Origin of the sequence: Pseudomonas sp. PDM30 (assembly GCF_019218985.1) — a bacterium.
GTDB lineage: Bacteria > Pseudomonadota > Gammaproteobacteria > Pseudomonadales > Pseudomonadaceae > Aquipseudomonas > Aquipseudomonas jessenii.
The window spans coordinates 253,158-264,800 of record NZ_JAHUWM010000007.1 but is presented as its reverse complement, the minus strand read 5'-3'; the positions used below and the strand labels follow the sequence as shown (position 1 = coordinate 264,800).

Annotated in this window: 11 protein-coding genes; 9 read left to right on the top strand and 2 right to left on the bottom strand. The window is 57.8% G+C overall.

What is annotated here, in order from left to right; translation table 11 throughout:
- The first annotated feature begins 47 nt into the window (after positions 1–47).
- The gene (gene prpD, locus KW840_RS18570; RefSeq protein ID WP_218496787.1) at positions 48–1,532 is read left to right on the top strand and encodes a 2-methylcitrate dehydratase; all 1,485 of its coding nucleotides are present in this window, start codon (positions 48–50) and stop codon (positions 1,530–1,532) included.
- A gap of 117 nt (positions 1,533–1,649) precedes the next feature.
- Here the strand turns inward: prpD and KW840_RS18565 are convergent, their stop codons facing one another.
- Positions 1,650–2,468, bottom strand: coding sequence for a pyruvate, water dikinase regulatory protein (locus KW840_RS18565; RefSeq protein ID WP_008048584.1), 819 nt, complete (start codon positions 2,466–2,468; stop codon positions 1,650–1,652).
- 174 nt (positions 2,469–2,642) lie between these two features.
- Here KW840_RS18565 and ppsA point away from each other — a divergent pair, with 174 nt between their 5' ends.
- The 8 genes from ppsA (at position 2,643) to KW840_RS18525 (ending at position 10,798) form a co-directional block, all read left to right on the top strand.
- The gene (gene ppsA, locus KW840_RS18560; protein ID WP_218496783.1) at positions 2,643–5,018 is read left to right on the top strand and encodes a phosphoenolpyruvate synthase; all 2,376 of its coding nucleotides are present in this window, start codon (positions 2,643–2,645) and stop codon (positions 5,016–5,018) included.
- A 197-nt stretch (positions 5,019–5,215) separates the two neighbouring features.
- Complete coding sequence (locus tag KW840_RS18555) at positions 5,216–6,205, top strand: alpha/beta fold hydrolase (protein ID WP_090454039.1); 990 nt, start codon at positions 5,216–5,218, stop codon at positions 6,203–6,205.
- 120 nt (positions 6,206–6,325) lie between these two features.
- Positions 6,326–6,817, top strand: coding sequence for a ribonuclease E activity regulator RraA (gene rraA, locus KW840_RS18550; RefSeq protein WP_008027412.1), 492 nt, complete (start codon positions 6,326–6,328; stop codon positions 6,815–6,817).
- A gap of 26 nt (positions 6,818–6,843) precedes the next feature.
- The gene (locus KW840_RS18545; RefSeq protein ID WP_057715704.1) at positions 6,844–7,839 is read left to right on the top strand and encodes a zinc transporter ZntB; all 996 of its coding nucleotides are present in this window, start codon (positions 6,844–6,846) and stop codon (positions 7,837–7,839) included.
- 62 nt (positions 7,840–7,901) lie between these two features.
- The gene (locus KW840_RS18540; protein WP_008017601.1) at positions 7,902–8,150 is read left to right on the top strand and encodes a hypothetical protein; all 249 of its coding nucleotides are present in this window, start codon (positions 7,902–7,904) and stop codon (positions 8,148–8,150) included.
- A 2-nt stretch (positions 8,151–8,152) separates the two neighbouring features.
- Positions 8,153–8,977 carry a mechanosensitive ion channel domain-containing protein gene (locus KW840_RS18535; protein ID WP_008048604.1) on the top strand — a complete coding sequence of 275 codons (825 nt, stop codon included), beginning with the start codon at positions 8,153–8,155 and terminating at the stop codon, positions 8,975–8,977.
- Between the two features lie 91 nt (positions 8,978–9,068).
- Positions 9,069–9,659 carry an RNA polymerase sigma factor SigX gene (gene sigX / locus KW840_RS18530; protein ID WP_015096065.1) on the top strand — a complete coding sequence of 197 codons (591 nt, stop codon included), beginning with the start codon at positions 9,069–9,071 and terminating at the stop codon, positions 9,657–9,659.
- Between the two features lie 107 nt (positions 9,660–9,766).
- Positions 9,767–10,798, top strand: a complete 1,032-nt coding sequence (locus tag KW840_RS18525; RefSeq protein WP_057715703.1) for an OmpA family protein — start codon at positions 9,767–9,769, stop codon at positions 10,796–10,798.
- Positions 10,799–10,871: 73 nt separating this feature from the next.
- Here KW840_RS18525 and cobA read toward each other — a convergent pair whose 3' ends face one another.
- The gene (cobA, locus tag KW840_RS18520; protein ID WP_154946558.1) at positions 10,872–11,636 is read right to left on the bottom strand and encodes a uroporphyrinogen-III C-methyltransferase; all 765 of its coding nucleotides are present in this window, start codon (positions 11,634–11,636) and stop codon (positions 10,872–10,874) included.
- Positions 11,637–11,643: the final 7 nt, after the last annotated feature.

Here is an 11,643-nt window from a genome sequence, read left to right as displayed (position 1 = left end):
GCCCTGAACCGAGGTCCCATCAACGAACACCGCAGAGTGAATCGAACATGAGTGCCAACGTCGACCTGAACAACCGCCCCGACTACGACAAGGTCCTGCAGGACATTGCCGATTACGTCCTCAACTACAAGATCGAGTCAAAAGAGGCGCTGGATACTGCGCGCAACTGTCTGATCGATACCTTGGGTTGCGGCCTGCTGGCCCTGCGTTTTCCCGAGTGCACCAAGCATTTGGGGCCAGTGGTAGAAGGCACTGTCGTGCCATTCGGCGCCCGGGTGCCGGGGACCAGTTACCGGCTCGATCCTGTGAAGGCGGCGTGGGACATCGGCTGCATCGTGCGCTGGCTCGACTACAACGACACCTGGCTCGCGGCGGAGTGGGGGCATCCGTCGGACAACCTCGGCGGTATTCTCGCGGTAGCCGACCATTTATCACAAAAGCACCTGGCTAATGGTGTGGCGCCGCTGACCGTGCGCACAGTGCTTGAAGCGATGATCATGGCCCATGAGATTCAAGGCGTGATTGCCCTGGAAAACTCGTTCAACCGTGTCGGCCTCGATCACGTCATTCTGGTGAAAGTGGCCTCGACCGCAGTCACCGCCAAGCTGATGGGTGCCAATCGCGAGCAGTTGTTGTCGGCGTTGTCTCACGCCTTTGCTGACGGTCAGGCATTGCGCACGTATCGGCATGCGCCGAATGCCGGTTCGCGTAAATCCTGGGCGGCGGGGGATGCGTCCAGTCGTGGCGTGCGTTTGGCGGACATGGCGATGCGCGGCGAAATGGGTATTCCCGGTGTGTTGAGTGCCAGGCAGTGGGGGTTTTACGACGTATTGTTCAGCCACACCAACAATGATCTGGCGCTCAAGCCTGAAGACAGGCGTGCGTTCAGTTTCTCGCGACCGTACGGCAGTTATGTGATGGAAAACGTGTTGTTCAAGATCAGTTTTCCGGCCGAGTTCCATGCGCAAACGGCCTGTGAGGCGGCGGTGACCCTGCATCCGCAAGTGCGCAATCGTCTGCACGAAATCGACCGGATCGTCATCACCACTCACGAGTCGGCGATTCGCATCATTTCCAAGGTCGGCCCGCTGGCCAATGCCGCTGATCGCGATCACTGCATCCAGTACATGACTGCCGTGCCGCTGGCCTTTGGCAATCTGGTTGCCGAGTATTACGAAGATGATTTCCACAAGGCGCATCCGATCATCGATGTGCTGCGCGACAAGATGGTGATAGTTGAGGAGCCGCGTTTCACCCGTGAGTATCTGGAGTCCGACAAGCGCTCCATTGCCAACGCGGTGCAGGTGTTTTTCAAGGACGGGTCGAGTACTGAAAACGTGGTGGTGGAATACCCGATTGGGCATCGTCGACGTCGGGTCGAAGGCATTCCGTTGCTGGAGGACAAGTTCAGGGCGAACTTGCTGACACGATTCGCCAGTCAGCGTAGCGAAGAGATTTTTGCGTTGTGCAAGGATCGGCAGAAACTTGAGGCGACACCGGTGAACCGGTTTGTGGATTTGTTTGTTATCTAGGAGACCGAGTTATCGTTCATCGCGAGCAAGCTCGCTCCCACAGGAGATCTGCGGTGAACACAAATCAACTGTGGGAGCGAGCTTGCTCGCGATGAGGCCGGAACAGGCAATAAAGAACTACTTGAAACGCCGCTCCACACCTTTCTCCACGAGAATCTTCGCGGAGATTTCTTCTACGGAAAAGTGCGTGGAGTTGATGTTCGGAATGTTCTCGCGGCGGAACAGGTTTTCCACCTCGCGAACTTCGAACTCGCACTGGGCGTAGCTCGAATAGCGGCTGTTGGGCTTGCGCTCGTTGCGGATCGCGGTAAGGCGGTCCGGGTCGATGGTCAGGCCGAACAGCTTGTGCTGGTGGGCGCGCAGGGCGGACGGCAGTTGCAGGCGCTCCATGTCGTCTTCGGTCAGCGGGTAGTTGGCTGCACGGATACCGAACTGCATTGCCATGTACAGGCACGTCGGCGTCTTACCACATCGCGACACGCCCACTAGTATCAGGTCGGCCTTGTCGTAATAGTGCGTGCGGGCGCCGTCGTCGTTGTCGAGGGCGAAGTTAACGGCCTCGATACGCTCCATGTAGTTGGTGTTGGCGCCGATGGAGTGGGACTTGCCCACGGTATAGGAAGAATGCTCGGTCAGTTCCTGTTCAAGCGGTGCCAGGAACGTCGAGAAAATGTCGATCATGAAACCATTCGAGGTTGCGAGAATCTCACGGATGTCCTGATTGACGATGGTGTCGAAGATAATCGGACGGAAGCCGTCGGTTTCGGCGGCTTTGTTGATTTGTTGTACCATGGCCCGCGCTTTGTCCACGTTGTCGATGTACGGCCGCGTGACTTTGCTGAAGGTAATGTTTTCGAACTGCGCCAGAAGGCTTTGACCCAGGGTTTCGGCGGTAATGCCGGTACCATCGGAGATAAAGAAAGCAGATCGTTTCATTTGCACCTTGGGCCTTAAGCTAGTGACGAATCTTGGATATGATAGGCGCGATTTGCCGGCCGCCATTGGCCCGCATTCTCACTTATTTTCCAGGTCCAGGCCATATAACCGGCAAATGCTCACTTAAGCAGCCGGTTTCTGAGCTTTTCCAACACAGTTAGTGGAGAGATCACCTTGGTAGAGTACGTAGTTTCCCTCGATAAGCTCGGCAAACACGATGTTGAGCATGTGGGGGGCAAGAACGCATCCCTGGGCGAGATGATCAGCAACCTTGCAGGTGCCGGTGTATCGGTGCCCGGCGGCTTCGCCACGACCGCTCAGGCTTATCGTGATTTCCTGGAACTGAGCGGCCTGAATCAGCAGATTCACGATGCGCTCGATGTCCTGGACGTCGATGACGTGAATGCGCTGGCCAAGACCGGTGCCCAGATCCGCCAATGGATCATGGAAGCCGAGTTCCCTGAAAAATTGAATGCCGAAATTCGTACCGCGTTCGCCACGCTGTCCGCCGGCAACCCTGACATGGCCGTGGCCGTGCGTTCTTCCGCCACCGCCGAAGACTTGCCCGACGCATCCTTTGCCGGTCAGCAGGAAACCTTCCTGAACATCCGTGGTGTCGAAAACGTCATTCGCGCCGCCAAAGAGGTGTTCGCCTCGCTGTTCAACGACCGTGCCATTTCCTATCGCGTGCACCAGGGCTTCGACCACAAGCTGGTTGCCCTGTCTGCTGGCGTGCAGCGCATGGTCCGTTCCGAAACCGGCACCGCCGGCGTGATGTTCACCCTCGATACCGAGTCGGGCTTCCGTGACGTGGTGTTCATCACCGGCGCCTACGGCTTGGGTGAAACCGTCGTACAAGGCGCGGTGAACCCGGATGAGTTCTACGTTCACAAAGGTACGCTGGCCGCGGGTCGCCCGGCGATCCTGCGCCGCAACCTGGGCAGCAAAGCCATCAAGATGATCTACGGCGACGAGGCCAAGGCCGGTCGTTCGGTCAAGACCGTCGACGTGGACAAGGCTGAGCGCGCACGTTTCTGCCTGACCGACGCCGAAGTCAGCGAACTGGCCAAGCAGGCGATGATCATCGAGAAGCACTACCAGTGCCCGATGGACATCGAGTGGGCCAAGGACGGTGACGACGGCAAGCTGTACATCGTGCAGGCCCGTCCGGAAACCGTGAAGAGCCGCACCCAGGCCAACGTCATGGAACGTTACCTGTTGAAAGAAACCGGCACCGTGCTGGTGGAAGGTCGCGCCATCGGCCAGCGTATCGGCGCCGGCAAGGTCCGCATCATCAAGGACGTGTCCGAGATGGACAAGGTCCAGCCAGGCGACGTACTGGTTTCCGACATGACCGACCCGGACTGGGAGCCGGTCATGAAGCGCGCGAGCGCGATCGTCACCAACCGTGGCGGCCGTACTTGCCACGCGGCGATCATCGCCCGTGAGCTGGGTATTCCAGCGGTAGTAGGTTGCGGCAACGCCACCCAGCTGTTGAAAGATGGCCAGGGCGTGACCGTTTCCTGCGCTGAAGGCGACACCGGTTTCATCTTCGAAGGCGAACTGGGCTTCGACATCAAGAAGAACTCCGTGGACGCCATGCCTGAGCTGCCGTTCAAGATCATGATGAACGTCGGTAACCCGGACCGCGCCTTCGACTTCGCACAGCTGCCGAACGCCGGTGTGGGCCTGGCCCGCCTGGAGTTCATCATCAACCGCATGATCGGCGTGCACCCCAAGGCACTGCTGAACTACGACGGCCTGCCGCTGGACATCAAGGAAAGCGTCGACAAGCGCATCGCCGGTTACAACGATCCGGTCGGCTTCTACGTCGAGAAACTGGTCGAAGGCATCAGCACCCTGGCGGCTGCGTTCTGGCCGAAAAAGGTCATCGTGCGTCTGTCGGACTTCAAGTCCAACGAATACGCCAACCTGATCGGCGGCAAGCTGTACGAGCCGGAAGAAGAGAACCCGATGTTGGGCTTCCGCGGTGCCTCGCGTTACATCAGCGAATCGTTCCGCGACTGCTTCGAGCTCGAATGCCGCGCCCTCAAGCGCGTGCGCAACGAGATGGGCCTGACCAACGTCGAAATCATGGTGCCGTTCGTCCGTACCCTGGGCGAAGCGAGCCAGGTGGTGGATCTGCTGGCGGAAAATGGTCTGGCTCGTGGCCAGAACGGCCTGCGCGTGATCATGATGTGCGAACTGCCGTCCAACGCCATCCTGGCTGAAGAGTTCCTCGAGTTCTTCGACGGTTTCTCCATCGGCTCCAACGACCTGACCCAGCTGACCCTGGGCCTGGACCGTGACTCCGGCATCATCGCCCACCTGTTCGATGAGCGTAATCCGGCGGTCAAGAAGCTGCTGGCCAATGCAATTGCCGCGTGCAACAAGGCCGGCAAATACATCGGTATCTGCGGTCAGGGTCCTTCGGACCACCCGGACCTGGCCAAGTGGCTGATGGAGCAGGGCATTGAAAGCGTTTCGTTGAACCCTGACTCCGTACTGGAAACCTGGTTCTTCCTGGCGGAAGGTCAAGCTTCGGCCTGATCCGGTGTAAACGGGCCGCCCCTTTCTGTGGGAGCGAGCTTGCTTGCGATGGACGTCAACGATAACGCGTTTATCCTGGATAAACGTGGTGTCCCGAGTTCTTCGCGAGCAGGGCTCGCTCCTGCAGGGAGCGGTCTTTATGAGATTCAAGCAGGGCGGGTTCCATCTGGATGCCGCCCTTTTTTGTGCAAGAGATTATGCAAAGCAGCAGCAACCTATTTCCTGTCGCCCTGATCAGTGCCGAACGGCGCGGTGATCTGAGCGAAGATGTGTATCGTTTGAAACCCGGTAACAGTCCCGACTTCACCGTCGAATTGGCTGTGACACGCCTTGGCATGGCCGATGAGTCGTCCTCCCGTGGCGTGCCGGTGATCCTGCTGCACGGCAGCTTTTCCAATCGCCGGTTCTGGTTTTCTCCCAAAGGCCTGGGGTTGGGCGCTTACCTGGCCCGTCTGGGGTTCGATGTCTGGATTCCGGAAATGCGCGGTCACGGCCTGTCCCAGCGTAACCACGACTACCGCAAGAACCGTGTTGCCGACTACGCACGCTATGACCTGCCGGCCATTGGTGCGTTCGTGCGCGAACAGAGCGGGCAGGTGCCACACTGGATCGGTCACTCACTGGGCGGTATTACACTGGCCGCAGCGCTGGGTGGCGAGTACATCGGTGAGCCGGTCGTGGCCTCGGCGGCGTTTTTCGGTACACAAGTCAGTCGCACCTACTGGCCATTGAAGATTCCGCCGGTAGAGTGGAGCGGTCGCTTCATTCTCAAGCGTTTTGCCCAGTTGTCCGGCTCAAGGCTCAAGCGCGGTCCGGAGGACGAGCCCATCGGCCTGGCCCTGGAAGGCATGCGCTGGTACGGTCTGTTCGGGCGCTTTGGCGATGCCGATAAAAACTGGTGGGCGGGTTTGGCCGAGGTCAAGTTGCCGGTGCTTGCCGTGAGCGCTGCGGGTGATCATCAGGATCCTGCGTGGGCGTGTCGCAAGCTGTTCGAACAGTTCGGTTCCGAGCACAAGCAATTCATCAACCTGGGGCGCGAGCAGGGCTTCGGCGACAATTTCGGTCACGTGGAAATGCTCGTCAGCAAGGCAGCCCAGGCTGAAGTCTGGCCTTTGGTGACGCGCTGGTTGGCCGATCAGCAGACACCTTTGCCGGGAGCGCAACAGGATTTGGTCGCGGCAATCTGAGCCTGACGCTCTGACAAGGGCATTTCGCTCCGGTCGGCTTGCGGCTAAGATATGACGCATTGAGCTGTTCTGGTCACTTTCCGACATCCTCGATTGTCTTCCTCTTACAGGAGTTTCTCGATGAACCATTACATCACGCCTGACCTGTGCGACGCCTATCCGGAGCTGGTGCAGGTGCTGGAACCGATGTTCAGCAATTTCGGCGGCCGTGATTCCTTCGGCGGCGAAATCGTGACCATCAAATGCTTTGAAGACAACTCGCGGGTCAAGGAGCAGGTCGAGCTCAAGGGGAATGGCAAAGTGCTGGTGGTAGACGGTGGCGGTTCCCTGCGTCATGCGTTGCTCGGTGACATGCTGGCCGAGAAAGCCGCGAAAAACGGTTGGGAAGGGCTGGTGATTTACGGTTGCATCCGCGACGTCGATATCATCGCGCAGACCGATCTGGGCGTTCAGGCCCTCGCCAGCCACCCGAGGAAATCCGACAGGCGCGGGCTCGGCGATCTCAACGTTGTTGTGACGTTTGCCGGTGTGACGTTCCGTCCAGGCGAATACATTTATGCGGACAACAACGGCGTGATCATCTCGCCCAGCCCGCTGAAAATGCCTGAATAAAGCGCTGGTTGACCAAAGGAGTGCGGATGTTCGAGGAAGAAAACGCGCAATGGGGGTTGGTGCATGCCCTGGTGCTGGACGGTAAAGGCGGTGCGCGTTCGATTGCCCGGACTGAACTCGATGACTTGCAGCTGCAGGCCCATGAAAGCCTGTGGCTGCACTGGGATCGCAGTCATCCGCAAACCCGGACCTGGTTGCGCAAATCCAGCGGTCTGAGCGAATTCAGCTGTGACCTGTTACTTGAAGAAAACACCCGTCCGCGACTTTTGCAGCTTTCGGACAGCGAACTGCTGCTATTTTTGCGCGGGGTCAATCTGAACCCTGGCGCCGAACCGGAAGACATGGTGTCGGTGCGGATTTTCGGCTCTGCCCAGCGTGTCATTTCCCTGCGTTTGCGTCCTTTGCGTGCCACTGACGAGTTGCTGGTGCAACTGTCCGAGGGCAAGGGGCCGAAAACTGCCTCCGAACTCATCCTTTGCATGGCGCAGTACCTCACCAACAAGGTGCAGGATCTGGTCAGCTGTCTCTCGGAAGTGGTCGATGAGGAAGAAGAAAAGCTGGATGCCGACGAACGGTATACTCCTGAGCACGGGGCGGTTTTGCAGATTCGTCGCCGGGCGGCTGCGTTGAAGCGCTTTCTGGCTCCGCAGCGGGACATTTTCGGGCAGTTGACGCGAATCAAGTTGCCCTGGTTCGTCGAGGATGACGGTGATTACTGGAACGAATTGAACAACAGCCTGACCCGCTACCTCGAAGAGCTGGAATTGACCCGGGAGCGGGTGGGGCTGGTCCTGGAGGCTGAAGACCGTCGCTTGAGCGTGCGCATGAACCGCACGATGTATCGCTTCGGGATCATCACCGGGATCTTTTTGCCGATGAGTTTTCTGGCCGGGCTTTTGGGGATCAACGTCGGTGGAATTCCATTCTCTGCCAGCCCTTACGGCTTTCTGATCGCGTGCCTGATGATGGTCTCGGTGGCGCTCGGGCAGTGGTGGTTGTTCCGACGTTTACGCTGGGTCTGAGGGAAGCCATGTGACCCGACCAAAACTGACCGCGTCTCCCACAGACATCACGAGAGGTGCGTATGCACGATCCGTTTGAACAGTCTTTACGCGACATGCTCAACGCCTCACCGTCCACCCGGGACGACGATGCGTGCCTGGGGCGTGTGCTGAAAACCGCCAACCGCCAGGTCGGCGCCGGTGATCTGTTCAGCCTGCTGGGGCGCTGGTTGCCCGCACTGATGATCGCCCTGAATAACGGATCGGCCCATGTCGCGCCGGTATCCCGTCTTCGTAAACCTACTGCTCGCACTGCTGATAAGGCTGATTGAATATGGAACTTGATCTCTGGACTCAGAGCCTCGTCACTGCAATGACTGCGTTGTGGACCAAGGTTGCGAACTTCATTCCGAACCTGTTCGGCGCACTGGTTGTGCTGCTGTTGGGTTTTGTCGTGGCCAAACTGCTGGACACCTTGCTCTCGAAGTTGCTCGCCAAACTGGGCCTTGATCGCTTGATGGGTGGCACCGGCCTGACCAAATTGCTGTCCCGTGCAGGGTTGCAAGTTCCTATTTCGACGCTGATCGGCAAAATCGTCTATTGGTTCGTTCTGCTGATTTTTCTGGTTTCTGCCGCAGAATCCCTTGGCCTTGAGCGAGTTTCAGCTACGCTGGACATGCTTGCGTTGTATTTGCCGAAGGTGTTCGGCGCGGCGCTGGTGTTGCTGGTCGGTGTCTTGCTGGCGCAACTGGCCAACGGGCTGGTGCGCGGAGCGGCAGAAGGCGTGGGGCTGGACTATGCTTCAGGGCTTGGACGGATTGCCCAGGGCCTGGTGATCATCATCAGTATTTCGGTTGCGATCAGCCAGTTGGAGGTCAAGACTGACCTGCTGAACCATGTGATCGTGATTGTGTTGATAACCGTTGGTCTGGCAGTAGCGCTGGCCATGGGGTTGGGAAGCCGGGAAATTGCCGGCCAGATTCTTGCGGGAATCTACGTGCGTGAGCTGTACCAGGTTGGGCAACAAGTGCGTGTTGGCGAGGTCGAAGGCCAGATCGAAGAGATCGGCACGGTTAAAACCACATTGCTGACCGATGAGGGTGAGCTAGTCTCTCTTTCCAATCGGATCCTCCTTGAGCAGCATGTGAGTAGCCGCTAACCCGGCAAACCCTGCTAATGTATGCCGCCGCAAAAATGCCTGCTCACGCTGGCTGCGGCGGACATTGACCTGACTGTCGGCCCGACTTGTTTTGAATAAAGCCCAATCGTTATCCATGCGCTACGACCCCCGCGAGCTCTCTGATGAGGAGTTGGTCGCGCGCTCGCATACCGAGCTGTTTCACGTAACACGCGCCTATGAAGAACTGATGCGGCGTTACCAGCGAACATTATTTAACGTGTGCGCACGATATCTAGGGAACGATCGCGACGCAGACGATGTCTGTCAGGAGGTCATGTTGAAGGTGCTGTATGGCCTGAAGAACTTCGAAGGTAAATCGAAGTTCAAGACATGGCTATATAGCATCACGTACAACGAGTGCATCACACAGTATCGGAAGGAACGGCGAAAGCGTCGCTTGATGGACGCATTGAGTCTTGACCCCCTCGAGGAAGCGTCTGAAGAAAAGACGCCGAAACCTGAGGAAAAAGGCGGACTTGATCGCTGGTTGGTGTATGTGAACCCGATTGATCGTGAAATTCTGGTGCTACGATTTGTCGCAGAGCTGGAGTTTCAGGAAATCGCAGACATCATGCATATGGGTTTGAGCGCAACAAAAATGCGGTACAAACGCGCTCTAGATAAATTGCGTGAGAAATTTGCAGGCATTGCTGAAACTTAGTTCAGCGCAAATATCTCTTACGTGTAGGCAAGTTCTGTTAGACTTGCCGCCGAGTTGTCCCCCGGTTTGCGGGACTGCTTCACAATCACCAGATGGGGATTTAACGGATGAAACTGAAAAACACCTTGGGCTTGGCCATTGGTTCTCTTATTGCCGCCACTTCCATCGGCGCTCTGGCACAGGGCCAAGGCGCAGTTGAAATCGAAGGCTACGCAAAGAAGCAATATTTCGATAGCGACCGTAACTTCAAGAACGACGGCATCCTGCCGGGTGGTTCGATCGGTTACTTCCTGACAGACGACGTTGAACTGCGTCTGGCCTACGACGAAGTGCACAATGCCCGTGCAAACGATGGCAAGAACGTTAAGGGCGCGAACACCGCTCTGGACGCTCTGTACCACTTCAACAACCCAGGCGACATGCTGCGTCCTTACGTCTCGGGCGGTTTCTCCGACCAGAGCATCGACCAGAACGGCTCGAACGGTCGTAACCGTTCCACCTTCGCCAACGTTGGCGGCGGTGCCAAGCTGTACTTCACCGACAACTTCTACGCCCGTGCTGGCGTTGAAGCTCAGTACAACATCGACCAGGGCAACACCGAGTGGGCTCCTAGCGTCGGTATCGGTGTGAACTTCGGCGGCGGCAGCAAGCCAGCTGCTGCTCCAGTTCCAGCTCCGGAAGTTTGCTCTGACAGCGACAACGATGGCGTTTGCGACAACGTTGACAAGTGCCCAGACACCCCAGCCAACGTAACTGTTGACGCTGACGGCTGCCCGGCAGTTGCTGAAGTTGTTCGTGTTGAGCTGGACGTGAAGTTCGACTTCGACAAGTCGGTAGTCAAGCCAAACAGCTACGGCGACATCAAGAACCTGGCTGACTTCATGAAGCAGTACCCATCCACCAGCACTACTGTTGAAGGTCACACTGACTCCGTCGGTCCTGACGCTTACAACCAGAAACTGTCCGAGCGTCGTGCAAACGCCGTTAAACAAGTTCTGACCAACCAGTACGGTGTTGAATCGTCCCGCGTTCAGTCTGTTGGCTACGGCGAATCCCGCCCAGTTGCTGACAACAAAACTGACGCTGGTCGTGCAGTTAACCGTCGCGTAGAAGCGCAGGTTGAAGCTCAAGCTAAGTAATTAGCTCGCAGCTCTGAAAAGCCCGGCTCAGGCCGGGCTTTTCTTTGTCTGCAATTTGGTGAAATAGTTGAAACTACGCTGACTGATCTGCCGCCATCACAGGCAATTCACGCTCCCACAGCGATTGAGTTGCACTGGCTGCCACTGCACCGATCACCAGTATGGCAGGGCTTTTCAGTTGGAATCTGTAGGCCGCTTCATCCATGTTTGTGAGAGTGCTCCGACATTCCCGTTGATGGGGCAAGGAGGCATTTTCAATCATGGCCACGGGCGTATCCGTTGCCATGCCGCCGGCCAATAGCTGCTCACGGATTTCACCCAGCTTGGCCACTCCCATGTAAACCACCAACGTCGTTCCGCCTTGGGCCAGTGCCTGCCAGTTCAATTGGCTGTCGTCCTGGGTGTGTGCGGTGACCAGCGTGACACCACGGGCTACACCGCGCAAAGTCAGCGGAATATCGCATTGCGTTGCCCCCGCCAGCCCGGCAGTGATGCCGTTGACCAACTCGGCTTCGACCCCACGCTCACGCAGCCACTGCGCCTCTTCACCACCGCGACCGAAAATGCATGGATCGCCGCCCTTGAGCCGCGCTACGCATTTACCCTGCCGGGCATAACGAAGCATCAGGCGATGGATGAACGCTTGCGGGGTAGAGCGGCAGCCGCCACGCTTGCCCACCGGAATGATCCGCGCCCCAGGGCAATGCTCGAGTACCGCGACATTGACCAGGTCATCGATCAGCACCACATCTGCCTCGCGCAAGGCACGTACCGCCTTCAACGTGAGCAACTCCGGATCACCCGGGCCCGCACCTACCAGCCAGACTTTTGCACTCATAGTGTTT